This window comes from Lysobacter capsici (assembly GCF_018732085.1).
Taxonomy (GTDB): Bacteria; Pseudomonadota; Gammaproteobacteria; order Xanthomonadales; family Xanthomonadaceae; genus Lysobacter; species Lysobacter capsici_A.
The window spans coordinates 5,588,835-5,612,825 of sequence record NZ_CP076103.1 but is presented as its reverse complement, the minus strand read 5'-3'; the positions used below and the strand labels follow the sequence as shown (position 1 = coordinate 5,612,825).

Annotated in this window: 22 protein-coding genes and 1 pseudogene; 8 read left to right on the top strand and 15 right to left on the bottom strand. The window is 68.6% G+C overall.

Going from position 1 to position 23,991, the window contains the following annotated elements; translation table 11 throughout:
* The first annotated feature begins 148 nt into the window (after window positions 1–148).
* Genes KME82_RS23420 through KME82_RS23410 form a run of 3 tightly spaced genes read left to right on the top strand, consistent with a single transcriptional unit; the run spans window position 149 to window position 2,449 of the window.
* Window positions 149–1,168, top strand: a complete 1,020-nt coding sequence (locus tag KME82_RS23420; protein WP_215496154.1) for a sigma factor-like helix-turn-helix DNA-binding protein — start codon at window positions 149–151, stop codon at window positions 1,166–1,168.
* A 44-nt stretch (window positions 1,169–1,212) separates the two neighbouring features.
* Window positions 1,213–1,833 (top strand): DUF3106 domain-containing protein, encoded by a 621-nt coding sequence (locus tag KME82_RS23415; RefSeq protein ID WP_215496153.1) that lies wholly within the window; start codon window positions 1,213–1,215, stop codon window positions 1,831–1,833.
* Entirely contained in the window at window positions 1,817–2,449 is a 633-nt protein-coding gene (locus KME82_RS23410; protein ID WP_215496152.1) for an SMI1/KNR4 family protein, read from the top strand. Before KME82_RS23415 ends, KME82_RS23410 begins: the two co-directional genes overlap by 17 nt.
* A 443-nt stretch (window positions 2,450–2,892) precedes the next feature.
* On the opposite strand, the gene KME82_RS23405 is transcribed toward KME82_RS23410, so the two are convergent.
* On the bottom strand, window positions 2,893–3,252 hold the full coding sequence (locus KME82_RS23405; protein ID WP_215496151.1) for a DUF4286 family protein: 360 nt from the start codon (window positions 3,250–3,252) through the stop codon (window positions 2,893–2,895).
* Entirely contained in the window at window positions 3,249–4,781 is a 1,533-nt protein-coding gene (locus tag KME82_RS23400; RefSeq protein ID WP_215496150.1) for a DUF3667 domain-containing protein, read from the bottom strand. The genes KME82_RS23405 and KME82_RS23400 overlap by 4 nt, the downstream gene beginning before the upstream one ends.
* Before the next feature lie 125 nt (window positions 4,782–4,906).
* On the opposite strand from KME82_RS23400, the gene KME82_RS23395 reads away from it, so the two are divergent.
* Both KME82_RS23395 and sppA read left to right on the top strand, forming a co-directional pair.
* Window positions 4,907–6,340, top strand: a complete 1,434-nt coding sequence (locus tag KME82_RS23395) for an MATE family efflux transporter (RefSeq protein WP_215496149.1) — start codon at window positions 4,907–4,909, stop codon at window positions 6,338–6,340.
* 163 nt (window positions 6,341–6,503) lie between these two features.
* Window positions 6,504–8,393: a signal peptide peptidase SppA gene (gene sppA / locus KME82_RS23390; RefSeq protein WP_215496148.1), complete on the top strand. Its 1,890-nt coding sequence runs from the start codon at window positions 6,504–6,506 to the stop codon at window positions 8,391–8,393.
* A gap of 108 nt (window positions 8,394–8,501) precedes the next feature.
* Here the strand turns inward: sppA and KME82_RS27280 are convergent.
* Window positions 8,502–8,621 (bottom strand): annotated as a pseudogene (locus KME82_RS27280) (DUF6053 domain-containing protein); the annotation flags it as partial.
* A 149-nt stretch (window positions 8,622–8,770) separates the two neighbouring features.
* A complete protein-coding gene (locus KME82_RS23385) occupies window positions 8,771–8,998 on the bottom strand; it encodes a hypothetical protein (protein WP_215496147.1) in 228 nt (75 codons plus the stop codon).
* An 85-nt stretch (window positions 8,999–9,083) separates the two neighbouring features.
* Between KME82_RS23385 and KME82_RS23380 the strand changes: the two genes are divergently transcribed.
* On the top strand, window positions 9,084–9,860 hold the full coding sequence (locus KME82_RS23380) for an SDR family oxidoreductase (protein ID WP_036105763.1): 777 nt from the start codon (window positions 9,084–9,086) through the stop codon (window positions 9,858–9,860).
* A gap of 17 nt (window positions 9,861–9,877) precedes the next feature.
* Window positions 9,878–10,141, top strand: coding sequence for a hypothetical protein (locus KME82_RS23375; RefSeq protein ID WP_215496146.1), 264 nt, complete (start codon window positions 9,878–9,880; stop codon window positions 10,139–10,141).
* 316 nt (window positions 10,142–10,457) lie between these two features.
* On the opposite strand, the gene KME82_RS23370 is transcribed toward KME82_RS23375, so the two are convergent.
* From KME82_RS23370 to KME82_RS23320, 11 genes are all read right to left on the bottom strand, one after another.
* A complete protein-coding gene (locus tag KME82_RS23370; RefSeq protein ID WP_215496145.1) occupies window positions 10,458–11,132 on the bottom strand; it encodes a DUF4124 domain-containing protein in 675 nt (224 codons plus the stop codon).
* Entirely contained in the window at window positions 11,132–11,944 is an 813-nt protein-coding gene (locus KME82_RS23365; protein ID WP_215496144.1) for a DUF4124 domain-containing protein, read from the bottom strand. Before KME82_RS23365 ends, KME82_RS23370 begins: the two co-directional genes overlap by 1 nt.
* A gap of 71 nt (window positions 11,945–12,015) precedes the next feature.
* Window positions 12,016–12,462, bottom strand: a complete 447-nt coding sequence (locus KME82_RS23360) for an EamA family transporter (protein ID WP_215496143.1) — start codon at window positions 12,460–12,462, stop codon at window positions 12,016–12,018.
* A gap of 64 nt (window positions 12,463–12,526) precedes the next feature.
* On the bottom strand, window positions 12,527–13,087 hold the full coding sequence (locus tag KME82_RS23355) for a Sua5/YciO/YrdC/YwlC family protein (RefSeq protein ID WP_215496142.1): 561 nt from the start codon (window positions 13,085–13,087) through the stop codon (window positions 12,527–12,529).
* 188 nt (window positions 13,088–13,275) lie between these two features.
* Window positions 13,276–14,271 carry a lytic polysaccharide monooxygenase gene (locus tag KME82_RS23350; RefSeq protein ID WP_215496141.1) on the bottom strand — a complete coding sequence of 332 codons (996 nt, stop codon included), beginning with the start codon at window positions 14,269–14,271 and terminating at the stop codon, window positions 13,276–13,278.
* A 650-nt stretch (window positions 14,272–14,921) separates the two neighbouring features.
* Window positions 14,922–17,438, bottom strand: a complete 2,517-nt coding sequence (locus KME82_RS23345) for a DNA topoisomerase I (protein ID WP_215496140.1) — start codon at window positions 17,436–17,438, stop codon at window positions 14,922–14,924.
* A 272-nt stretch (window positions 17,439–17,710) separates the two neighbouring features.
* Window positions 17,711–18,853 (bottom strand): RDD family protein, encoded by a 1,143-nt coding sequence (locus KME82_RS23340; RefSeq protein WP_215496139.1) that lies wholly within the window; start codon window positions 18,851–18,853, stop codon window positions 17,711–17,713.
* Window positions 18,854–18,963: 110 nt separating this feature from the next.
* Window positions 18,964–19,761, bottom strand: coding sequence for a pilin (locus tag KME82_RS23335; protein ID WP_215496138.1), 798 nt, complete (start codon window positions 19,759–19,761; stop codon window positions 18,964–18,966).
* Window positions 19,762–20,101: 340 nt separating this feature from the next.
* Window positions 20,102–20,590: a DUF494 family protein gene (locus KME82_RS23330; RefSeq protein ID WP_036105793.1), complete on the bottom strand. Its 489-nt coding sequence runs from the start codon at window positions 20,588–20,590 to the stop codon at window positions 20,102–20,104.
* 89 nt (window positions 20,591–20,679) lie between these two features.
* Window positions 20,680–21,912, bottom strand: a complete 1,233-nt coding sequence (gene dprA, locus KME82_RS23325; RefSeq protein WP_215496137.1) for a DNA-processing protein DprA — start codon at window positions 21,910–21,912, stop codon at window positions 20,680–20,682.
* 100 nt (window positions 21,913–22,012) lie between these two features.
* Window positions 22,013–23,167: a LysM peptidoglycan-binding domain-containing protein gene (locus KME82_RS23320; protein ID WP_215496136.1), complete on the bottom strand. Its 1,155-nt coding sequence runs from the start codon at window positions 23,165–23,167 to the stop codon at window positions 22,013–22,015.
* A gap of 159 nt (window positions 23,168–23,326) precedes the next feature.
* On the opposite strand from KME82_RS23320, the gene def reads away from it, so the two are divergent.
* Entirely contained in the window at window positions 23,327–23,839 is a 513-nt protein-coding gene (def, locus tag KME82_RS23315; RefSeq protein ID WP_036105800.1) for a peptide deformylase, read from the top strand.
* Window positions 23,840–23,991: the final 152 nt, after the last annotated feature.

The window sequence follows — 23,991 nt, the reverse complement described above, 5'->3', positions numbered from 1 at the left end:
GGCGGATGACGGTTCCGTTACTGCTGTGCACAACCGGATTTGGCTGCAAGCCGCGTCCCGCTTCGTGCAAAGGCCTCTGCGCGGTTTGTCAAGCGGTTTTGTGCGCCGCCCGCATCGCTATGATGCACCGTATGGTGAAGCCGTCCCGATGAGTTCCACGACCCCCGCTACGGGCCCTTCCGCACTGCGTTCGACCGCTCCGGCGGCGCTGTCCGCGTTCCTGCGAGGCGTCGAACGACGCGGCGCGGTGCTGGCCGAATTGCAGGCCGGCGATGCCGCCGCCGGCGACGCCGCGCTGGCCAAGGCGATGGGCGCGTTCCGCGCGGTCGCCGCCGACGCCGCGCTCAGCGACTGGCCGAGCCGGTTCTGGTCGCTGCTGCTGACCCAGCCCGGCCTGGCCCATCGCACCCCGGTCGCGATCGCGGTCGAGGCCACCGACCGACTGGCCGAACTGGGCAGCGGACCGCGCGCGGCGCTGTTGCTGCGGCTGGCCGCCGGGCTCAGCGAGGGCGAGGCCGCGGCCGTGCTCGGCGTCGCCCCGGCGACCTACCGGCTGGCCTTGCAGCGCGCCCTGCCGCGGCATGCCGACGGCCGCGCCGATCCGCACGCCTGGCAGCAATTGCGCGAACAGGTCCACCGCCGGATCAAGACCCTGCCGCCCGAACGCCTGCAGCGGCTGGCCCAGGCGCGCGAGGTGGCGCTCAGCGGCGGCCCGGTGAGCGCCGCGCCCGCGGCCGCGCCGGGACGCGCGAACCGGCCGGCGTCGTCGCGTCCGCGCTGGCTGATGCCGTTGCTGTGGACCTTGCTGGCGTTGTGCGCGCTGGCGTTCGCGGCGACGTTCTGGCCCGGCGGCGGTCTGGCCGGCGGCTGGCTCGGGGCGCCCGACGGCGTCCAGGTCAGCGCACTGCCCGAAGCGGCCGCGCCGGCCGAACGCTACGGCCGCGAGGCCGGGCTGATCGCCCACCGCGACTTCGCCCTGCTCGCCGACCCGGAGGCCGAAGCCGCTGCGGCCGACGTGGATTTCCACAGTTGGCTGGCCGCGCGCGACGCCGGCACGATCACGGCCGTCGCCGCGGTGCCGCTGGAGACCCCAGTCGTGCCCGACGCGCCGGCCGCGCCCGGCAGCGAAACCCGATCGTCCGAAACCGATGCCTCGGAGGGTGAATGATGCCGCGTCATGCATCGCCTTCCTCGCGTGCCCGATCGTGCCGCATGACGCTGGCCGCGACCGCGTTGGTTCTGGCGTCGGTGTTGTGGCCGGCAAGCGCGTTGCCACCGGAACTGGACCAAGCCTTGCCGCACCTGCCGGCCGACGCCCAGGCCCGCCTGCGCGACAACGGCCAGCGCTGGGACGGCTGGAACGAAGACCAGCGCCGCGACTTCGGCCGGCGCGCCGCGCAATGGGGCGAACTCAGCGACGCCCAGCGCGGCGAGCGCCGCGAACGCTACCAGGCCTGGCAGGCGCTGAGCGCGGACGAACGCGCACAGCTGCAGGCCGCGGCCGCGCGCTACGCCGCCTTGCCGCCGGACCAGCAACGGGCCTTGCGCGAGCAGTTCGAAGCGCTCGATCGCAGCGAGCGCCGCGGCTGGCTGCTCGGCCCCGCGCTCGGCGCCGACTACCCCGCCTTGCAACCGTTGCTGGCGCAATTGCCGCAGGCCCAGCACGCCGCGATGTTGAGCGCGCTGCGCGGGTTGACCCCGGCGCAACGCAAGGATCTGGCGGTGCTGGTGCAACGCACCGCGCCGCAGGATCGCGAACGTCTGCGCAGCGGTCTGCTCGGGGTGCCGGCGGCGCAACGCGGCGCGTGGTTGCACGATGCGTTGCTGCACTGAACTCGCTGCACTGGACCTGCTGAAACCAATCAGCGGGCACGAACCCGACAAAAGCGACTACATGGATTTCGCCCGCTACCTCGCTCAACTCGAAGCGGTCTACGACGAGCACGACGTGTCGTGGTCGACCCAGGCCGGCGCGAGCGAATCCGCGCTCGCGGCGGCCGAGCGCACGCTCGGTTTCGCGCTCGATCCGGGCTTGCGCGCGGCGTGGCGCAGCAGCGACGGATCGGCCGACGAGGTGTCGTTGTTCGTTCGGCCGGGCTTCCTGACCAGTTACGAATTCCTACCGCTCAAGGCCGCGCTCGCCGCCCGCGACGGCATGCGCCAACGCGCGACGCGCTACGCGGGCTATGCCGATCCGCAGCCGCGCGATCCGCGTATCCAGGCCGGCTGGTTCCACGACGGCTGGCTGCCGTTCGCGGGCTTCGGCGGCGCGAGCTTGCTGCTGATCCAGGACTACGCGCCGGCGCCGGGCGGGCGTGTCGGGCAGATCATCGCTTATGTGCATGATCCCGATGAAATCGCTTATGTCGCGGTGGATTTTTCTGACCTGCTGAAGCGATCGCTGCGCGACATTCAGGCCGATCCGGAAGAATTTTTGCAGTTGTTCTAGTGGGTGATGCGGGAGTCGGGATCGGTTTGATTGATTTGGCTAGCTCAGCTCAGTCCAGCATCGCGACGGTGACGGTGACGGTGACGGCAACGGCAACAAAACATCCGCCGAATACCGAGGTTGCGGCTGTTGTGGGAGGGGCTTCAGCCCCGACGCTTTTCTATCAGATGAGATCGAAAAATCTGTTTGAGGTTCATCGCAAGCTGAAAGAAAAGCGTCGGGGCTGAAGCCCCTCCCACAAAAGTTTTCAGGCTTCAGGTAGTTTCCGGACTTCCGCGATGGCTTGGGTATGCGCATGAAGAACGTTGTGCCGATGCTTGGCGCAGTCGCCGAAGCCCCTGTAGGAGCGGCGCAAGCCGCGACCGCGACATTTCGACTAAGACGAGGTTTCGCCGCAAGCGCAGTGTCGCGGTCGCGGCTCGCGCCGCTCCAGGGAGCTGCGGTCAGTTCGCGAGAGGCTGCAGGACACGCCGCGAAGCGCTGAATTTCCCGCCGAAACGCGCCACGCCCTCGGCGCGCAGCCGCGGCGCGTGGTCGCGCAGGTAGTCGTCCAGCGCGCTCTGGTCGCGTACCCGGTACTGCACGCACAACGCGCTGCGCCCGGGTTCGGCGACCGGGTCGGATACGGCGTGCAGCGTCGCGCCGAGAAAGCCGGGCAGGGCGCAGATCTGTGCGATGTGCTCGCGCAGCCAGGCCAGGTACTCGTCGGCGATGGCGGCGTCGAGGTCCAGGTTGACCTCGTAGATCAGGCCCGCCAACGTCGCCGACGCATCGCCCACATCACCCACGCGCGGCGCACTCACATCCGCACCAGCGCGGCGAACGCCAGCGCGATCACGGCGAAGCTCAACAGGACGAAGTACAGCGTGCCGATCACGGTATAGCGCACCAGGGTCAGCAGCCAGCCGTTGCCGTACACGCGTTTTTCCATCAGCAGCAGATAGATCGGCATCCACACCCACAACGCGCTGATGCCGAGCCCGCTGAGCCAGGCGAAGCCGCTCCAGTGCGGCGAGATCGCGTTGCCGAGCAGCACCAGGATGAACATCGCCAGGATCGACAGGCACAGGTAGACATGGCTGTACAACGCCACCGCCAGATGTTCGAGATAGCCGCGGCCCGAACCCAGGTAGGTCAGCTTCAGCAGCAGCGCGAAGATCGGCACCATCAGGAACAGCGCCGAGGGCACCGCGGCGATCAGCGAGTGGATGTACAGCCACGGTTCCTTGCTGGCGCGCCTGAAGTTGATCTCGCCGCGGCCGACCTGGCGGTTGAGCCAGTCGTTGGCGAACTGCGGCCACCAGCTCACCGTCAGCGGGTTGGTCTTGGCGTCCCAGGCCCGGCCGTTGAACGACAGCGGGCTGTCGTCGTCGCAATCGGTTTCGCCGTAACGCTGCGCGTCGAGCGGACGCGGCGGCGCGCCCTGGCTGACGGTGGCGTGCTCGACCTGCAACGCGGCGATGCGGCAGCCGGCGTCGGCATTGGCCTGGGCGATTTCGCGATGGGTCTTGTCGCGTGCTTTCGAACCGGCCGCTTCGGTCGCCAGTCGGGCCTTGAGCGGCGCGATCAGCGCGTCGCGGCGTTGCTCGACCTCGGCCAGGGTCTTGGCCGCGGCGATGCCATTGGGCGGAACGATCGCGTCGGCGGCCTCGCGCGCGCCTTCGGCCTTGCCCTGAGCGATGTCGGCCTCGTCGAGGCTTTGCTCGCCGCGCAAGGTCTCGATGCGCAGGTCGGCCTGGCGCTGCACGCCCTGGATCGACTTGTCGATGGCGCCGCGCGCGGTAGCCGGTATCGCCGCGCGCGCGGCTTCCAGTTCCTTGATGGTCTGCAGGCGCAGCGACTCGACTTCGGCGACCGAATTGGCTTTCTTGATCTGCTTCTGCCGGTTGCCCATGCGCACCGTGGTGCCTTGCAGGTCGACGACCTCGAAGCCGGGCTTGGTTTCGTCGAAATGCACGGTGAACTGGGCGACGAAGAAGGTCAGCACCGAGACGATCACGAACAGCCGCAGCGGCGCGACGTAGCGCACGCGATGGCCGGCGATGTAATTCTTGGCGACCCGGCCCGGAGACAGCAGATCGCGCAAAGTCCGGAAGATGCGGCCGTCGAGGTGCCAGAACGATTCGAACACTTCCTCCAGCGCATGGCCCGCGTGGCGGATCGGGTTGACGATCGACTGGCCGCAGACGTGGCAATAGTGGCCCTGCAGCGGCGCGGCGCAGTTTTCGCAGTGGCTGGGATGGCCGTGGCCGTCGCCGGGTTCGTGGCCTTGCTCGCGATCGTGCCCGTGCTCGCCAGCATGGCTGGCGCCTGAAGAAGTGGTTGCGCTCATTGGGAATCGAGAAAAGAGGCTCCCCGGCCTTCACTTTCGAGCGGGTAAGATAGCCGTCCGCCGCGACCCGGCGCCAGCGCCCTAGACCGGATGCGCGGCCGTAGTCGTGCTGTTGGTCCTCTCCCATGTCTGCGTCATCCCCCACCGATTCCCGCCCCGCCGCCCGTTCCGGCCTGGCGGGCGAGATCCGCACCACCTTGATTCTTGCCGCGCCCCTGGTGGCCGGCCACGTCTCCACCGGCCTGATCGGCTTCGTCGACAACACCCTCGCCGGTCACCACAGCACCACCACGCTGGCTTCGGTGACCATCGGCACCGCGCTGTGGTGGCTGCCGATGATGGTGCCGATCGGGACCTTGCTGTCGGTGCCGCCGTCGGTGTCGCAGCTCGAAGGCGCCGGCCGCCGCGGCGAAATCGGCGCGCTGTTCCGCCAGGCGCTGTGGATGGCGGTGTTGCTGAGCGTGTTCCTGTTCGCGTTCCTGACCCTGATCCCGTATGCGCTCGGCGCGATGGGCATCGCCCCGAGCATCATCCCCGGCGCGCGCGATTTCCTGCACGGCATCCGCTGGGGCGTGCCGGCGCTGACCCTGTTCTTCTGCATGCGCTATCTCAGCGAGGGCCTGCACTGGACCTTGCCGACGATGCTGCTCAGCGCCGGCGGCCTGCTGATCCTGGCGCCGCTGGGCTATGTGCTGACCTTCGGCAAGTTCGGCCTGCCGGAAATGGGCGCCGGCGGCCTGGGCATCGCCTCGGCGGCGATGCTGTGGGTGCAGGCGATCGGTTTCTTCGTGGTCCTCAGCCGCGCCAGGCGCTTCGCCGACCTGCGCCTGTTCGAGCGCTTCGACAAGCCGCATTGGCCGACCATCCGCGGCCTGCTCGCGACCGGCCTGCCGATCGGCGTGACCGTGCTGATGGAAGGCAGTCTGTTCATCGTCACCGCGCTGCTGATCGGCCGCCTGGGCGAGGTGCCGGCGTCGGCGCACCAGATCGCGATCAACCTGTCGGCGCTGTGCTTCATGGTGCCGATGGGCCTGGCCGAAGCGACCACGGTGCGGGTCGGCCATGCGATGGGCCGGCGCGACTACCTCGGCGTGCGCCGGGCCGGTTACGCCGGCTACGCGATCGTGATCGCCACCCAGCTGTGCTCGGGCATTCTGCTGCTCAGCGCGAACGAACTGCTGGTGAGTTTCTACACCGCCGACGCCGCGGTCGCGACCCTGGCCGCGTCGCTGCTGCTGTATTCGGCGATGTTCCAGTTCCCCGACGGCATTCAGGTGCTGTCGGCCGGCGCCCTGCGCGGCCTCAAGGACACCCGCATGCCGATGATCCTGGCCGCGCTGGCGTATTGGGGCGTGGGCATGCCGGTCGGCGCCGGGCTCGGCCTGGGCCTGGGCTGGGGTCCCAAGGGCATGTGGATCGGCCTGATCGCCGGCCTGACCGTGGCTTCGGTGTTGCTGGGCCTGCGTTTCCTGCGTTCCAGCGAGCCCGGGCGGCTGGCCGCGCGGATGGCGGCCGAGTCGCCGCACGAGGTCGATCCGCGCGAAACCGGCTGTACGTGAGGTCGGGAGTCGGGAATCGGGAATCGGAAAAGCCGGGACCTAGCCCTTGATCTTCCGATTCCCAATTCCCGATTCCCAATTCCCGGCCTTCACAGTACGAATGGCGGGTGAAACCGCAACCCGTGCCGGGTTAGTCTGACCCGGTACACATGGAGTCTGTGCAATGAACCAAACCACCCCAAGTCGCGGGCCGTTGATGCGATTCTTCGTCGGCGTCTGGGACACGATGAACTTCACCCGCCGGTTGATCTTCAACCTGCTGTTCTTCGGCTTCCTGCTGTTCTTCCTCGCCGCGCTGGTGTTCAGCGGCGGCGGCGCCAAGCCGTTGCAGGAGCGCACCACCCTGGTGATCGCGCCGGAAGGCAACCTGGTCGAGCAGTACAGCTCCGACCCGGCCTCGCGCGCCCTCAGCCGCGCGTTCGGCGACAAGAACCCGGAAGTGCAGCTGCGCGACGTGATCCGCGCGCTGGACGCGGCCAAGGACGACAAGCGCATCGAACGCGTCGTGCTGCGCCTGGACAAGCTGCAGGCGGCCGGCATGGCCTCGCTGCGCGAAGTCGCCGCTGCGGTGGCGCGGGTGCGCGCGAGCAAGAAGGAAGTCATCACCTTCGCCGAGACCATGGATCAGAAGCAGTACCTGGTCGCCTCGCAGTCCAGCGAAATCTTCCTCGACCCAATGGGCGGGTTGATGCTCGAAGGGTTAGGCCGCTACCGCCAGTACTATCGTGAGGGTCTGCAGGACAAGCTCGGCGTGGACGTACACCTGTTCCGCGTCGGCGAGTTCAAGTCGGCGGCCGAGCCGTACATCCTCGACGCCGCGTCGGAAGAGTCCAAGACCGCCGACCTGTTCTGGATGAACGACCTATGGTCGCGCTACCTCGACGACGTGGCCAAGGCGCGCAAGCTCAAGGCCGCCGACCTGACCGCCGCGATCGACGAACTGCCGCAGCGCCTGGACGCGGTCCAGGGCGACCTGGGCAAGTACGCGTTGCAGCTCAAGCTGATCGACGGCCTCAAGACCCGCGAAGAAGTCGACACCCTGCTGACCAAGCGCGGCGCCGCCGACGCGGACGCCGAGGGCGGGTTCCGCCAGATTTCGTTCGACGCCTACGTCGCCGGCATGGACCGCCTGGTCAATCCGGCCGATCAGCGCCCGCAGGTCGCGATCGTGGTGGCCGAAGGCGAGATCGCCGGCGGCGAACAGCCGCCCGGTTCGGTCGGCGGCGTGAGTACCGCGGCGCTGCTGCGCGACGCGCGCGACGACGAGCACGTCAAGGCGGTGGTGCTGCGGGTGGATTCGCCCGGCGGCGAAGTGTTCGCCTCCGAGCAGATCCGTCGCGAGATCGTCGCCCTGAAGGCCGCCGGCAAGCCGGTGGTGGTGTCGATGGGCGATCTGGCCGCCTCGGGCGGTTACTGGATCTCGATGAACGCCGACAAGATCTACGCCGACGCCTCGACCATCACCGGTTCGATCGGCATCTTCGGCATGATCCCGACCGTGCCGCGCGCGCTGGAAAAGATCGGCGTGCATACCGACGGCGTGGGCACCACCCGTTTCGCCGGTTCCTTCGACATCACCCGGCCGCTGGCGCCGGAAGTCGGCCAGGTCATCCAGACCGTGATCAACAAGGGCTATGCCGATTTCACCGGCCGCGTCGCCAGCGCGCGCAAGAAGCCGGTGGCCGAGATCGACGCGATCGCGCGCGGTCGCGTGTGGAGCGGCGCGCAGGCCAAGGAACGCGGTCTGGTCGACGCGCTGGGCGGCCTGCCCGACGCGATCACCGATGTCGCCGCGCGCGCCAAGCTCGGCAAGGACGGCGAGTACCGCGTGCGTTACGTGGAGAAGATGCCGAGCCCGTTCGAGCGCTTCTTCGCCAGCATCGCCCAGAGCCAGGCCGGCAGCGCGCTGCTGGGCCGTTCCGACCTCGCCCGCGGCCTGCTGGCCAAGGCGTTGCCGCAGACTGCCTCGGACCTGCGCTTCCTGGAAAGCTCGATCAAGCCCACCAGTGGCGTGCCGGTGAAGTCGCTGGCGTATTGCTTCTGCGAGCTGTAATCGCCGCGATGCCTCCTGGCCTCGCGCGCGGCACGACCAACCGCCGAGCGCCACTCCCTCTCCCGCCGTGCGGGAGAGGGCCGGGGTGAGGGCCGCGCCAGCGACAAGTCACAAGCCAACGGGCCGCATCGCGGCCCGTTGTCGTTTCAGCGATCGGAAGTAGCCTCGGCACAACGCTCTTGTGGGAGGGGCTTCAGCCCCGACGCCTTTCGTTCCGATCGCGACGAAGCGTCACGGCGACCTGAGCGAAAAGCATCGGGGCTCAAGCCCCTCCCACAAAAGTGCTCAGACAACGAAAAGCACTCAGGCAACGAAACGTTTTCGGGCCGCGACGGCCGCCGGGCCGCAGCGCGGCCCAGCGAAACCGCTCCCGTCGCTCACCCGCCCGCCGCGTCGATCGCCTCGCGGGTCTGCTGCGCGCCCTGATCGACCGCGCCCTCGACCGACTTGGCCTGCTCGATCGGTTTCTGGATCGCGTCGCGCATCTGCGTCGCCTGCGGGTCCACCGGCCGCTCTTTCTCCGGCGGCGCGGGCTTGGAGCAAGCGCCCAGCGCGCATGCCAGCGCGGCGCAGGCGAAGGTCGATACGATACGGCGTGGTTTCATCGCGGCATCCTCGGTCGGTCCGGCCGTTATGCTACGCCGGTCGCGCGCGCAGCGCGGCGATCCACCGCACACCCGGAGACAAGCCATGGACCCCAAGCGCTGGCGACTGGACGGACAGCTCGCCTTGGTCACCGGCGGCAGCGCCGGCATCGGCCGCGCGATCGCGCGCGAACTGCTCGGCTTCGGCGCCGACGTGCTGCTGGCCGCGCGCGACGCGACCGCGCTGGAATCGGCGCGCGCCGAACTGCTCGAAGACTTCCCCGACCGCGACATCCACGGCTTCGTCGCCGACGTCGCCGACGACGAACAGCGGCGCGAACTGCTGGACTGGGTCGAGGACTTCGGCGAAGGCCTGCACATCCTGGTCAACAACGCCGGCGGCAACCTGAGCAAGCCGACCAACGACTACACCGAGGACGAGTGGCGGCAGATCTTCGAGATCAACGTGTTCTCGGCGTTCGAACTGTCGCGTTACGCGCATGCGCTGCTGACCCGGCATGCCGCGTCGAGCATCGTCAACGTCGGCAGCGTGTCGGGCAACCTGCACGTGCGCACCGGCTCGCCCTACGGCATGAGCAAGGCGGCGATGCACCAGATGACCCGCAACCTCGCGGTGGAATGGGCCGAGGACGGCGTGCGCGTCAACGCGGTCGCGCCGTGGTACATCCGCACCCGCCGCACCTCCGACAAACTGGCCGACCCGGATTACCTCGACGAAGTGCTGCTGCGCACGCCGGCCGGCCGCATCGGCGAACCCGAGGAAGTCGCCGCGGCGGTCGCCTTCTTGTGCCTGCCGGCGGCGGGCTACATCACTGGCGAATGCATCGCGGTGGACGGCGGGTTTCAGCGTTACGGGTTTTGAGGACGCCGCCATTCGCGTTGCCGATCCTGCTGCACCACCTGGCCGGCCCGCAGCCGGCGACCCAGATCGAAGCGGTGCGTGTGCGCGAATCGAGTTTCCGCGGTTGCCGCACCTCGGCCGTGCTGCCCGGCGACGGTTTCCTGCTGCGCCGTCGTCTATGCACGATCGCGCCCGCCACCTTCGGCGCCTTGCGCGACAGCAAGCGCATCGAGTTGCGCGGCCAGCGTTCGTATTTCGGTATTTCGGTCGAGGATTACGGCGCCGCGCCGCGGCCGCGCTGAGCTTGGTTGGCGGCGTCGGCCGACAGCGCGCGAACACCCGGCAGCGCGATAGCGAACTTCCTCGCGCGCGAACACGAACGGCCCGACGGCGTGGCCGATACCGACAGTGTCGCGATGAAGCCGAATGCGCCGACGGCGGGTTCGATGAGGTAGAGCCTGCGTGTGAACCGTACCGCGGTGCGGGTCGGACGCCGCAGCGTATCCGAGGGCGATGCAGGACTACGCCGGCGCTTGAGCGGGAGGCGCAATGGCGGCGGCGAAACCGACAGACGACGACGCGGCGCCCGCCGTGACGCGGCTGCCCCCACGCAGCGGCCTATTGTTTGCCGCAGGTGCTCTCGGTGACGATCCGCTGGATTCTTGCGACCTCGGCCGCCGACGCGTCCTGGCTGTCGCTGCGGCCGAAACGCAGCGCCGATTGCGCTTCGCGCAGGCGCTGCTTCCAGTTTTCGCACAGGGCCTCGTCGGGCAGGCGCTGGCATTGGTCGGTGACCATCTGGCAGGCGACGCCGACCCCGGGGCTGGTAGCGCCGCCCAGGCCGGTGGTCTGCAGCTGCGCGCAACGCTGCGGCGGGTTGCCGTCGTCGTTGAGGTAGCGGCCGTTGTCGTAGGTGCGGCATTCGAACAGCACCGGCGGCGGCAGCCGGTCGGCGTCGGCGATCGGCGGGCCGGCCGGCACCGGCGGGGCCTGCCTGACCGGCGCGGGCGTCTTCACCGACGGCAATTGCGAGGACACCGGTGGATGCGGCGGCGGCGCGTTGGCCGGCGCGTACGGCGCCACCGGCGAATTGATGAAGGTCGGTGGCGCCGACGAGGTCGACACGCCTTCGAGCACGCGTTTTTCCTGCTGTTGGCCTTTCGGGCACGGGGTGTTGTTCTGCACCGTCAATTGGCCCAGTGCATCGGTGCAGCGGTAGATCACCACCTTGCCGCCTTGCGCGTGCGTGCCGGCGCTGGCCAGCAACAGAACCGACAACCACCACACACGCATCAGTAAGCTCCGCAATCGGCGTTCATTCGCGCATCGATGATGCGCTGTTCCCGGGTGATCTGTTCGCGCTCGCTCTGCAGCGCGCTGTTGTAGCGGCGATCGCCCTGGTAGCGGTTGTCGCGCAGGCGCGAACACACTTCTTCCTGGGGCAGTTGCTCGCATTCGTCGCGGATCAACTGGCTGCCGTAGTACACGCCGGAGCCGTAGTTGTAGCCGCCGGAATAATACCCGCCCGAATAGGCGGTGGTCGCATAGCTGACATTGCCGTGGCGGCCGTTGGCGGCGACCGCGATGCCGGCCGAGCCGATGCCCATCGAGCGGCTGCTGGTGGAATTGAGGACGGCGGACGGGTCGCCCAGGCGCGGCCGCGGCGCACCGATGCGGCCGCCGAGCGAGGTGTGGTTGCCGTTGTAGACCGGCACGCCGTAGCCGAGGTCGACGATCGGCACCATGCGCGGATTGCCGTCGCCGTTGCTGCTGGTGTAGCTGCTGCCGTCCGGCCGCACGCAGTCGAACATCGGTTGCGGGTTGCGCACCACCAGCACGCGCGGCCTGGGGTCGATCGCCGGACGCGGGGGCGGCGCGGCCGAGGCTTCGATCGCGCGCGGCGGCGGATCGACCGGGCGGGCCATGCTCAGGGTCTGCTGACGCTGGCCCTGGGCGCAGGGCGTGTCGCGCAGGCTGAGCTGGCCGCGGTCGTCGGTGCAGCGGTAGATGAGCACCTCGGCGGCCTGCGCCGTCCCCAGCGATGCGCCGGCGGACAGCAGGGCGGCCAGGACCAGGCTTCGACGGCGGGCGTGGGTGGCGTTCATGCACGCATCTTGCGCCTCGCCTGCGTTACGGGGAAGTCGAATCGGGTCCGGGGCGTTCGGCGGGGACCGGTTCAGCGCCGCCAGACCAGCACCAGCACGCCGCTGCCGACCATCAGCAGCCCCAGCCACTCGCGTGCGCTGGGGCGCTCGCCCAGGAAGGTCACCGCGAACACCGCCGCCAGGACCACGCTGAGCTTGTCCACCGGCACCACCTGGGCCACGTCGCCGAGTTTCAGCGCGCGGTAGTAGCACAGCCACGAGGCGCCGGTGGCCAGCCCGGACAGGACCAGGAACAGCAGCGAACGCGACGGCAACGTGCGCGGATCGACCCATTGCCCGCTCAGCGGTACCAGCAGCGCCAGGGCGATCACGATGACCACGGTGCGCACCAGCGTGGCGTAGTCGGCGCTCACGCCCTGCACGCCGACCTTGGCCAGCACCGCGGTCATGGCCGCGAACACGGCCGACAACAGCGCCCACAGCGCCCAGGCGGGGAACGGGCTGGTGGCAGGGTTCATGGCGGGACCTCCGGACCAAGGGGCGGGATCGCACGAGCATAGCCCCGGCCGCGTCGGAACCCGGTCAGCCCCGCAGCACCTCGCCGGTCAGGGCGACGCGGATCGGGGTCGGCGCCGACAGCCCGCCGGTTTCGCCGACGCACACGCCGTCGGCGAGCGCGAGCAGGGCGCGGTCGAGTTGATCGCGCTGAAACGCCGGCGGCTGGCCGGCGAGGTTGGCGCTGGTGGAGACGAGGGGACGGCCGAGCGCCAGGCACAGCGCGCTCGCCTGCGGATGCGCGGTGACGCGCACGGCGACGCTGTCGTGACTGCCGCGGATCCAGGCGGGGACCGCGTCGGTGGCGGGCACCGCCCAGGTGTTCGGCCCGGGCCAGCTCGCATGCACGGCGTCGGCGCGCTCGGCCGGCAAGGCCGCCCAGTCGATCAGGCCGTCGAACTGCTCGACCGACGCGGCGATCAGGATCACGCCCTTGTCCATCGGCCGTTGCTTGATCGCCAGCAGGCGCGCCACGGCCTCGCGATCGTAGGGATCGCAGCCGATCCCCCACACCGCTTCGGTCGGATAGACGATGACGCCGCCGCGGGCGAGCGCGGCGGCGGCGTGTTCGAGGCTCAGCTCAGGCATGCGGATCGGGCGCTGGGGGCGATGGCGCAGTGTCGCATGGTCGAGGTTCGGGCTTGGCCGGAGCCTGGAGCTGCGGTTTTGATCGGATCCGGCCGGACCGATGCGGATGCGAGCGGCGAGTGCGCGCGCGCCGACGCCAACGCGCCGGCCGGAGCCGACGCGTTGGCGAGCCGAGCGTTCGCGCGATCTCAGTGATCGTGATGCGCGTGTTCGTCGGCGAACGGCTTGGCCGATGCCGGCAGGCGCACGTCGAAGGCGTAGGAGCGGTTGCCGCTGAGGAACACGCGGTTGCCCGGGCCGTCCTTCGCCTGCACCTGGCCGCCGCGCTGCTCGCCGATGCGGGCGAACCTGGCGCGCGCGTTGACTTGTTCGGCGACCCGGCGCGGCCAGGCGACGATCGAGGTTTCGCCCTCGCGCAGCACGGTTTCGATCTTCTCCGCATCGCTGCCGTCGGGGTTGAACACGCGCAGGGTCACCGCGGTGCCGACCGGGTAGTCGTTGACGACGTTGACGTTGCCCGACTCGCGCCACGGCGAGTTCGCGTCGGCGACCGAGTTGGTGAAGTTGACGTCCATGCAGGTGTAGAACGCTTCGGTCGAGTCCGAGCGCTGCCAGGTGTTGTAGATCACGTGGCGGCCGGTGCGCGCCGGCAGGGTGCAGGTGATGTGGTAGTTGTTGCCGCTCGACAGCGGCACCGGGCCGGTCTTGCAGAACTGCTGCAGGTCGTTCCAGCGCAGCGGCGTGTTCGGGTTCCAGCCCTGCGGGGTGACGAAGAAGGTCCAATCCTTGGTCGCGTGCGGCGCGGTCGCGTAGAAGGTGAAGGTGTAGCTCGCGCCCGAGCGCACGTTGCTGGTCTGCCAGTCGCTGCGGATCACGTCCAGGCCGCGGAAGGTCGGGTTGTTGCCGCTGCACTGCTTGCCGTCGGGCACCACGGCGCGGTGATTGCTGTTGGCATTAGCCTGATTGATGCCGTTCCAGTCGTAGAACAGCTGCGAACCGGCGACCGCCCAGGCAGCGCGGCAGGCCGGATCGGCGGGATTCTCTTTATTGCCCAGGTAGCACTTGTAGATCCGGCTTTGCGGATTGACGAAGGTGCCGTGGGCGAAGGCCGAGGACGCCGGCAGGGCGGCCGCGCACAGGGCGACGGCGGCGGAAAGCAGGGAAAAACGAGTGGCGCGGGTCATGACGACTCCTGTCGATGGGATAGGTGAAAGACACCCCCCGGGCAACAGGTCTTCGTGCTGGTCGTGATGCGCGCGCGATTCGGATCGCGTCTGAGTCGGGTCTCGGTCCATCAGGGCCGGCCCGCGTTGTGGGGCTGATCCTAGTGGGCGGGGCAGGCTGAATCTGTGCGAGCGGTCGCTCGAAGGGACATGCGTGGGCGTGTGGTCGGCGCGGCGATGCGAAAGCGGAAGCGGCGTCACGGGTTTTGGGCGCGGGTGCGACATGGGGTCGCTGGCGTTTGCTGGGGCCAGTCGGGCCTGAAGGCCCTCCCACAAAAGACCTCGTTGTTGGCTGGGGTTTGGGGCAGGTTTGGGGATTCGGGATTCGGGAATCGGGAATCGGGAATCGGGAATCGGGAATTGGGAATCGGGAATTGGGAATCGGGAATCGGGAATCGGGAATTGGGAATTGGGAATTGGGAATTGGGAATTGGGAAGCGGGAAGCGGAGTGAATGGAGCAGCCGACACGCAAGCACGAAGTCTTTTGTGGGAGGGCCTTTCAGGCCCGACACCCGGAGCGACGTGAACCCACAAACGAAACGGGCGCCGAAACCGGCGCCCGTCTTGAGCTCGCTGATGTCAGTCGCCGCTCACCGCGGCGATCGCTCGATCAAGCTTTCGCCACCGCCTTCTTGACCACTTTCTTCGCGGCCTTCTTGGTTGCGGTCTTCTTCGCGACTTTCTTGGCCGCCTTCTTCGCCGGTGCCTTCTTGGCTGCGGCCTTCTTCACCGGTGCCTTGGTTTCGCCGTCGGCGCTCACGACTTTCTTGGCGGCTTTCTTCGCCGCCTTCTTGGCCGGTTCCTTCTTCGCCGCGGTCTTCTTGCCGAAGCGGCCGCGCATCGGCTTGCCGGTTTCTTCCATCAGCTTGACCACTTCCTCCAAGGTCAGCGAAGCGGGTTCGCGATCCTTCGGGATGCGGCCGTTGAGCTTGCCGTCGCTGATGTAGGGACCGAAGCGGCCGTTGAGCACCTGGATGTCGCTGCCGTCGAATTCCTTGATGATCCGGTTGCGCGCGATCTCTTCCTTCTCTTCGATCAGGAACACCGCGCGCGCCAGGTCGATCGTGTACGGATCGTCTTCCTTCTTCAGCGAGGCGTACACGCTGCCGCGCTTGGCGAACGGACCGAAGCGGCCAACGCCGACGCTGACTTCCTCGTCCTTGTCCAGGCCGAGCTTGCGCGGCAGCTTGAACAGTTCGAGCGAATCCTCGAGCGAAATCGTGTGCATGCTCTGGCCCGGACGCAACGACGCGAAGGTCGGCTTGTCCTCGTCCTCGGCGGTGCCGATCTGCGCATACGGCCCGTAGCGGCCCAGGCGCACGCTGACCGGCTTGCCGCTCTTGGGATCGGTGCCCAGTTCGCGCGCGCCGGTGGCTTCGTTGCGATCGACCGATTCCTTCTTGTCCTCGACCAATTGCTTGAACGGGCCCCAGAAGCGCTCCATCAGCGGCACCCAGTCCTCTTCGCCGCGCGACACCGCGTCGAGTTCGTCCTCGAGCTTGGCGGTGAAGTCGTAGTCGACATACTGGGTGAAATGACCCGACAGGAACTTGGACACCGCGCGGCCGACGTCGCTGGGACGGAAGCGGCGGCTGTCGAGTTCGACGTACTTGCGGAACAGCAAGGTCTGGATGATCGAGGCGTAGGTCGAGGGCCGGCCGATGCCGTATTCCTCGAGCGTCTTGACCAACGACGCTTCCGAGAAGCGCGGCGGCGGCTCGGTGAAGTGCTGGTCGGCGTGGATGCGATCGACCGGGATGCGGTCGCCGGTCTTCATCAACGGCAGCTTGCGGCCTTCGTCTTCGTCCTCGGCGGCCTTCGCGTCCTTGCCTTCCTCGTACACCGCGAGGAAGCCCGGATCGATCACGGTCGTGCCCGAGGCGCGGAAGCTGTGCTCGGTGCCGGCGGCGAGGTCGACGCTGACGGTGTTGAGCGTGGCCGGCACCATCTGCGAGGCGACGGCGCGCTTCCAGATCAGTTCGTACAGGCGGCGGCCGTCGTCGTCGAGGAAACGCGCGACCTGCGCCGGCGTGCGCAGCGCCGAGGTCGGACGGATCGCTTCGTGCGCTTCCTGCGCGTTCTTCGACTTGGTCTGGTAGGTGTTGGGCTTGTCGGGCAGCGCCTTGGTGCCGAAGTCGCGCGCGATCACGTCGCGGATTTCGGCCACGGCTTCCTGCGACAGGCTCACCGAGTCGGTACGCATGTAGCTGATCAGGCCGACCGTGCCCTCGTCGCCGAGCGCCATGCCCTCGTACAGCTTCTGCGCCACGCGCATGGTCCGCGAGGTGGTGAAGCCGAGCTTGCGCGAGGCTTCCTGCTGCAGGGTCGAGGTGGTGAACGGCGCGGCCGGGCGGCGCTTGCGTTCCTTGCTGGTGACGTCGGTGACGTGCAGCGCGCCGTTGGCGGCGGCGACGATCCGCTTGCGCGCGGCCTCGGCGCTGTCGCCTTCGGTGATGGTGAACTGTTCGAACTTCTTGCCGTCGAGCTTGTTGAGCTTGGCGGTGAAGGCCTGCTGCGGATGCGCGCACTCGGCCTCGATCGACCAGTACTCGCGGGCGACGAAGGCTTCGATTTCCTCTTCGCGCTCCACGATCATGCGCAGCGCCGGCGACTGCACGCGGCCGGCGGACAGGCCGCGCTGGACCTTGCGCCACAGCACCGGCGACAGGTTGAAGCCGACCAGGTAGTCGAGCGCGCGGCGGGCCTGCTGCGCATCGACCAGGTCGCTGGCGATCTCGCGCGGGTGGCTCATCGCTTCCTTGATCGCGCGCGGGGTGATTTCGGTGAACACCACCCGTTGCAGCGGCTTGCCTTCGAGCAGGCCGCGCTCGCGCAGGATCTCGCCGATGTGCCAGCTGATCGCCTCGCCCTCGCGGTCCGGGTCGGTCGCCAGAAACACGTTCTCGGCGCTCTTGGCGGCCTTGGCGATCGCGTCTACGTGTTTTTCGTTCTTCTCGATGACGGCGTAGTCCATCGCGAAGTGATTGTCGGGATCGACCGCGCCCTCTTTCGGCACCAGGTCGCGGACGTGGCCGTAGGAGGCCAGGACGGTGAAGTCCTTGCCGAGGTACTTGTTGATCGTCTTGGCCTTGGCGGGCGACTCGACGATGAGGAGGTTCTTGGCCATTGGTACTCCGCAGGGCCCGGGGCGGGGCGCCTGCTCGACAGCGTGTTGTGTTGCGGCGGGCATCGCCGGGACGGGCCCGGCGCTGCGAAGGTTTAAGAAGGCGACGCCCGCAGCGTTCGGCGGCGGGCGTTCAGGTTTCCTCTTTCTAGTGGAATCACGAGCCGGGCGGAGCTGTCAAGCTCGGCCCCTCGGAACCGCCAATAAAGTGGCACTCAATTGCTTGAAGAAGATGTGATGAATGGTGTCCTGTTCAGCTGCCAGCGCGGTGCGGCTCAGCTAGAGAAGGCGGCGAATCCCAGCGCGACCAGCAGCACGCCGACCACCGCCGCCCAGATCAGGCCGACCAGGATCAGCACCACCAGGGCGACCGTGCCGAGGGTCCGGTTCTGTATCTCCGGGCGCGCAGTGTAGGCCCAACGGTCGACCACCTGGGTCTTGGCGACCATGTCGTGCAGGCCCTGCTTGCGATCGGTGAAGGCGATCAACAGGTAGCCCACGTACAGGCTCAGGTAGGACAGCATGGCCGCGAACCAGCGGCCGATCGCGCGCCCGCGGCTGAGCCGGCGGCCCTGCGCGTCGACCACCTTGATCCCGACCGCGAGCTTGCCCAGCGTGGCCTGCATCGAGGACGACTCGAAGCCGGCGTAGTAGCTCAGGCTGATCGCGCCCATCAGCAAGTACGTCACCACCGTGTACACGATGAACATGCTGTCGGCGCCGCCGGTCAGCCAGTTGCTCGAACTGAAGCCGTTGAACGCGCCGAACGCGACCATGCCGCCGAGCACCAGCACGGTGTTGATCGCGTAATAAGTGATGGTGACCAGCAAGGCGTCGATCATGTAGGCCGCCAGGCGCTTCCAGAACCCGGCATAGACCACCTCGTGGCCCTGCACGACGGTCATGTCCTCGGCGACCCCGGCGCGCGGCGCGGCGTAGGGCGAATCGGGTTCGTCCAGGGTCCGCGCGGGAGCGTATGCGTCGACCGGTTTCGCCGACGAAGCCGGCGCAAAGGGCGCGGTATCGCCGGCGTTGGCCGGCGCCGGCTCGGCCCGGAGTGCTTCGGCCGGGCTCGCCTGCGGCGCGTCCTGGAGTGGCTCGGCGGTGCCGGCGGGGTTGCGCGGGGCGGCCGCATCGGTGGCCTCGTCGGCCCGCTCGTGGGCCTCGGCGACGGCGCTGCCGAGCACGGCGTCGACCCGCTCGGTCAGGACCTGGGCCGGGTCGGGCGCGACGCTGAAGCCGGGGTCGGCGATCAGTTCGCCGGCCAGATCGCGCCATGGCTGCCACTGCGGCAGGCCGTCGCGCCACACCAGGGTATCGGGACCCAGCTCGCCGCGACCGTGGCGCTCGATCATCTGCGCGCCGTCCAGCGGTCCGTGCCGGTTACGTTCGTTGTCGCTGTAATACCACTGGGTCATCGCGAGTCTCTGGCGGTCGTGGGCCCGGCTACGGGGCCGCAATGCCCCGCATGATGCCATCGACTGCCGTCGCGATGCGCCGGCGCGCGATCAGGCGCGCCGGCACGGGCTCAGTCGCGGCACTCCATCGGCAGGGCCGCGCGCTTCTCGATGTCCGAACTGCAGCTCCAGCTGTGGTTGGACGGATCGTAGGACTGCACGATGTGCTTGCCGTCGATCGAGGGGCCGATGCCGCGCAGTTCGACCTGGATCGCGCAATGGCCGTTGTCGCTGAGGTGGCCGAAGTTGATCGCGGCGATGTAGGTGTCGGCGTAGTCGGCGGGGGGCTGGAAGCCTTCGCTGTCGTTGCCCGGGCAGTTGTCGTTGCTCATCACGAACTCGGCGACCGAGATCTTGTGGCTGCTGGCGACCGCCACGGCCTGGGCGACCTTGGCGCGGAAGGTGTAGTCCTGGTACGCCGGCAGGGCGATCGCGATCAGGATGCCGAGCACCGGGATCGCCAGCACGGCCAGCACGATGAGCACGATCACGCAGCCCGACAGGCCCTTGCGCGGCGGCGGCGCGGCGGCCGGCCGGCGGTTGAAATGGGCGGCCGCAGCGTCGGCGGGATTGTTGCCGGCATATTGCCCCGGGGCGGCCGAATAGGCGGGCGCCGAGTGACCGGGCGCGTCGTTGGCGCCGGGCGGCAACGGCGGCGGCGCGGGCGGGCGCGGGGTCGACGACAGCAGTTCGGCGTCCAGGCCCAGTTCGCTCGACAGGCGTTCCAGCGGCTGCCATTCGCGCAGGCCTTCGCGCCACAGCAAGGTGTCGCGCTGGAGGCGGCCTTCGCGGAAGTGGCCGCGCAGCGCGTCGGCGTCGATCGGACCGACGCGGCCCTGGGCCGGATCGTGGTAATACCAGTTCGTCATGTCGTTCCCCCTGATCTTGCGATCGTCCCTGTGTAGTGAAGGCCATCGTGGCCGCGGACCGGGCCCGGCGGGCGGTCGCGCAGTCAATGGCATGCTGCCGCGCCGCCGCCCCCAGGGGCGTGCGCGAGACGCAAGAAACTAGCACGGAGAGAAGAAAACGTGACGCAGTCCGCAGCGGCGGTACGCGGCCGGCGATGAACGGCAGCGCGCGACGGCCGGGTGGATCGGCCTGATGGGGTCGGGGTGAGGCGTGCCGGGTTGTGACGGCTCCAGCCGCCACGCCGGCTGGGCCGGCGCGGCGAGGGGCTGCGCCGGCGTCAGGCGGCCGGCGCGAGCGGGGTCAATGCACCGGCTCGGGCTCGTCGGCGAACATCTGGGTTTCCATCCAGGCGTACGCCGCCTCGGAGCCGGGCTGGTTGAACAGGACCATCAGCACGACCCATTTGAGGTCGTCCAGGTCGAGTTCCTCCTGGTCCAGCGCCATCGCCCGATCGAGCACGAGTTCGCGCTGATCGGCGTCGAGGATGCCGTGCTGTTCCAGGAACAGCAGGAAGCCGCGGCATTCGACATCGAGCTTGTCGAGTTCCGGGCCGAAATAGATCCGGGTCGGTCCGCCCACGCGCGGCGCGTTGACGCTGGGCCGTTGCTGGGCCAGCGCATCGAGCCATTCGATGGCTTTGTTGATCTCGGCGGGGCTGAAACCGGCCTGGCCCAATTCGTCGAACAGGGGGCCGCTGCGGAGCGAATCGCGGTCGCGGACAAGGTCCGCATCGTCGGTGAAGTAATGCTCGAACAGGTACAGCAGGACGTCCAGGATGCTCTCTTTCATTTCCCTCGGCCTGCGCCGCATGCGGCGCGGTGGGTCAGGAGTTGCTGATTGACCGAATGACCCGCCGGCAGATCGATGCCGATTCGGATTCAGCGGTTGCGGAAGTAACGGCCATGCAGCGCCGCGACGCGACCCTCAAGCTCCATGACCAGCAGCATGGAGGACAGTTCGGCGATCGTCAATCCGGTGCGATCGACCAGGCGATCCATACCGGTGGGGTCGTAACCCAGCGCGTGCCACAAGCGCTGGTAGTCGGGATCGGCGTATTGCGCTTGCGGCGACGCTCCGGAAACTCGCTCGCGGCCATCGTGATCGTCGTGTGTGACGCTCGCGTGGCCGGCGTGATCCGACGGGGGTGTCGACTCGTCGCTGGCATGGTCCGATGTAGTGGGGACGCCCAGGCGCCTGCGCAAGCCGTCGGCCAGTTCGGCCGCCAGCGGGGCTAAGGCGGCGGTCACCTCGCCGGCGCTCTCGACCAGCCCGGCGCCCTCGCGGATCAGGCGGTGGCAGCCGCGCGCGAGCGGGTTGTGGATCGAGCCGGGCACCGCGAACACCTCGCGCCCGCATTCGCTGGCCAGGCGCGCGGTGATCAGCGCGCCGGAGCGCTCGGCCGCCTCGATCACCAGGGTGCCCAGGCTGAGCCCGGCCAGGATCCGGTTGCGGCTGGGGAAGTGCTCGGGCCGGGCCTGGGTGCCGGGCAGGTGCTCGCTGACCACCGCGCCGACCTGGCCGATCCGCGCCAGCAGCTCGGCGTTGCTGCGCGGGTAGGCGACGTCGGGGCCGGTGCCGAGCACGGCCACGGTCAGCCCATCGGCGTCCAGGGTGGCGCGGTGCGCGGCGGTGTCGACGCCCGCGGCGAGGCCGCTGATCACCGCCAGGCCGCTGCGGGCCAGGGCGCGGGCGAAGTCGGCGGCGTTGTCGGTGCCGGCCGGGGTCGGTGAACGGCTGCCGACCACGGCCACCGACGGGTGCCACAGCAGGGCCGGTTCGCCGACCACGAACAGCGCCAGCGGCGGGCTGGGCGCCCGGCGCAGCAGCGGCGGGTAGTCGGGGTGGTTCCAGTCGATCAGGTGATGATCGGGGGCGCTCAGCCAGCGGCCGGCGCGGTCCAGGGTCTCGGCCTGCGGCGTGCGCAGGCGGTCGATCTGCTTTTCCGACAGGTCCGCCGCCCGCCACGCGCGCGGCCCGGCGGCCAGCACGGCCGCGGCGCTGCCGTGTTGTTCAAGCAGCGCGCGTCGGGGCGCGGCCGCGCCGCCGGCGTCGATCAGGCTCAGCAGGGCGAGGGCGTTCTCGCGGGCGGTGTCGGAGTCGGTCTGGTCCATGCCCCAGCCTAGTCCGCAAACGACGACGGCGCCCGAAGGCGCCGTCGCGTGGTGCTGTAGGAAAAGCCCGCGCGGCGTTGGCCGCGCGGCTTGTCCGGACTCAGTAGGACGAGTCGGGGTGCTTGAGCTCGTAGCCGACCTTGGTCGGACGCACGCCGTCCATGATCAAGGCGTAGCTGACCTTGTCGAAGGTGCGGAACACCATCGCGTGGCCGGAGAACTCGTCGGGCAGGCGCACCCGCGAATTCTTGCCGAACAGGTCCGGCGCGCGGTCCGGGCCGACCTTGACCCGATCCGGGGCGCTGCTGCCCACGCGCCAGGTCGAGAACACCGTGCCGTTGTCGATGCCGTCCTTGGAGCCGACCGACAGCGCGATCACGTCGCGCGGACCGCCGCTCTTGACCAGATCGGCCACCGACAGCACCTGGGCGCGACCGTAGTCGAACTGGGCCTTGGGCGGATGCGGGAAGAACTGCAGGTCGTAGGGCTGGGCCTGGACCGGAATCAGGCGGTCGCCGACGCGGATTTCGCGGCCGGTGTCGTCGATCACCAGGGTCGAGGCCTGCATGCCGCCGACCGCGCCGCGGCTGAGCGTGCCGGTGGCGACCTGCAGCAGCTCGTAGCCGAGCAGTTCGCGGCCCTTGTCGGGCACCACCACGTCGGTCCAGATCGCGTCGAAGTCGACCGTGCGCTTGCCGCGGTAGTCCAGATCGGCCGCGCGCATGATGTCGCAGCAGGCGACGCGGTCCAGTCGGGTGTAGCGCTGGGTCGGACGGACCACGGCGTAACGCGTGCCCGGGCTCTGGTCGGTCAGGCCCTTGACGTAGGCGGCCTGGCCCTGGGTCACCCGCAGGCGGTCTTCCTCGAGGCCGACCACGTAGGGCAGCTGTTCGAAGTCGTCGACCACGCGCAGGTTCTTCAGGAACGGCTCGATCTCCGACAACGGCACGCCAGTGAGCGGCGCTTCCTGGCGCGGACCGGGCTGGACCTGGGCCGCGGCGACGCGGTCGAGGTAGGCCAGCGAGATCACGTCACCGGGATAGATGAGGTGTGGATTCTTGATCTGCGGGTTGGCCTGCCAGATTTCCGGCCACAGCCACGGCTTCTTCAAGAAGCGCGCGGAAATGTCCCACAGGGTGTCGCCCCGTTTCACCGTGTAGGTGTTGGGGTGGTCGCCTCGCAGTTCCGCCGCGAGGGCGTACGTGGCAACAGTCAGCAACGCTGCGGTAAAAACCGCACGGATAGGTTTAAACATGGCGGCCATCTACCTGATTCCCCTTCCAGGTTTGCCCTCTGCGGGCACCCGGACTATAGCCCAAGAGTTGCGAACACTAGCAGGCATTTACAGCCTATAACGGGGGTACAATGCAACCAAAGCTTGCGTATGTGACCCACGCCCCCATTTTTGACACCCATGGCCCTGCTCCCCATCCTCGAATTTCCCGACCCCCGCCTGCGGACCAAAGCGGTGCCGGTCGAAGCCTCGCACGTAACGTCGCCTGCGTTCCAGCAGTTGCTCGACGATATGTTCCAGACCATGTACGAATGCCCCGGCATCGGCCTGGCGGCGAGCCAGGTCGACGTGCATCAGCGGTTCATGGTCATCGACGTGTCGGAAGAAAAAGACCGGCCGCTGGTGTTCGTCAATCCGCAGATCGTCGCTAAATCCGGCGAGCAGGTCTACCAGGAAGGTTGCCTGTCGGTACCGGGCATCTTCGCCGACGTGACCCGCGCCAACGAAATCACCGTGCAGGCGATCGGCCGCGACGGCCAGCCGTTCGAGCTGAGCACCGACGGCCTGCTGGCGGTGTGCATCCAGCACGAGATGGATCACCTCGACGGCAAGTTGTTCGTCGACTACCTCTCGCCGCTCAAGCGCGAGATGGTGCGCAAGAAGCTGGCCAAGCAGCGGCGGCAGTCGGCTTAAGGGCCGGGAATCGGGAGTCGGGATTCGGGATTCGTAAGAGCGTTTCGGCGCGATCGGGTCGCCGCGCCGGCTTTCGTTTCTGTCGAATCGCCGCGTCTGCGTGCGGGTGCATGTCGGCGCCACCGCCACGCCAGTACTCTGAGACCGCAAAT

Coding starts and splice junctions, on each gene's coding strand:
- KME82_RS23420 (WP_215496154.1), top strand. CDS start 149: ATGAGTTCCACGACCCCCGCTACGGGCCCTTCCGCACTGCGTTCGACC.
- KME82_RS23415 (WP_215496153.1), top strand. CDS start 1,213: ATGACGCTGGCCGCGACCGCGTTGGTTCTGGCGTCGGTGTTGTGGCCG.
- KME82_RS23410 (WP_215496152.1), top strand. CDS start 1,817: ATGCGTTGCTGCACTGAACTCGCTGCACTGGACCTGCTGAAACCAATC.
- KME82_RS23400 (WP_215496150.1), bottom strand. CDS start 4,781: ATGAGCGCAACCACTTCTTCAGGCGCCAGCCATGCTGGCGAGCACGGG.
- KME82_RS23395 (WP_215496149.1), top strand. CDS start 4,907: ATGTCTGCGTCATCCCCCACCGATTCCCGCCCCGCCGCCCGTTCCGGC.
- sppA (WP_215496148.1), top strand. CDS start 6,504: ATGAACCAAACCACCCCAAGTCGCGGGCCGTTGATGCGATTCTTCGTC.
- KME82_RS23385 (WP_215496147.1), bottom strand. CDS start 8,998: ATGAAACCACGCCGTATCGTATCGACCTTCGCCTGCGCCGCGCTGGCA.
- KME82_RS23380 (WP_036105763.1), top strand. CDS start 9,084: ATGGACCCCAAGCGCTGGCGACTGGACGGACAGCTCGCCTTGGTCACC.
- KME82_RS23370 (WP_215496145.1), bottom strand. CDS start 11,132: ATGCGTGTGTGGTGGTTGTCGGTTCTGTTGCTGGCCAGCGCCGGCACG.
- KME82_RS23365 (WP_215496144.1), bottom strand. CDS start 11,944: ATGAACGCCACCCACGCCCGCCGTCGAAGCCTGGTCCTGGCCGCCCTG.
- KME82_RS23360 (WP_215496143.1), bottom strand. CDS start 12,462: ATGAACCCTGCCACCAGCCCGTTCCCCGCCTGGGCGCTGTGGGCGCTG.
- KME82_RS23355 (WP_215496142.1), bottom strand. CDS start 13,087: ATGCCTGAGCTGAGCCTCGAACACGCCGCCGCCGCGCTCGCCCGCGGC.
- KME82_RS23350 (WP_215496141.1), bottom strand. CDS start 14,271: ATGACCCGCGCCACTCGTTTTTCCCTGCTTTCCGCCGCCGTCGCCCTG.
- KME82_RS23345 (WP_215496140.1), bottom strand. CDS start 17,438: ATGGCCAAGAACCTCCTCATCGTCGAGTCGCCCGCCAAGGCCAAGACG.
- KME82_RS23340 (WP_215496139.1), bottom strand. CDS start 18,853: ATGACCCAGTGGTATTACAGCGACAACGAACGTAACCGGCACGGACCG.
- KME82_RS23335 (WP_215496138.1), bottom strand. CDS start 19,761: ATGACGAACTGGTATTACCACGATCCGGCCCAGGGCCGCGTCGGTCCG.
- KME82_RS23330 (WP_036105793.1), bottom strand. CDS start 20,590: ATGAAAGAGAGCATCCTGGACGTCCTGCTGTACCTGTTCGAGCATTAC.
- dprA (WP_215496137.1), bottom strand. CDS start 21,912: ATGGACCAGACCGACTCCGACACCGCCCGCGAGAACGCCCTCGCCCTG.
- KME82_RS23320 (WP_215496136.1), bottom strand. CDS start 23,167: ATGTTTAAACCTATCCGTGCGGTTTTTACCGCAGCGTTGCTGACTGTT.
- def (WP_036105800.1), top strand. CDS start 23,327: ATGGCCCTGCTCCCCATCCTCGAATTTCCCGACCCCCGCCTGCGGACC.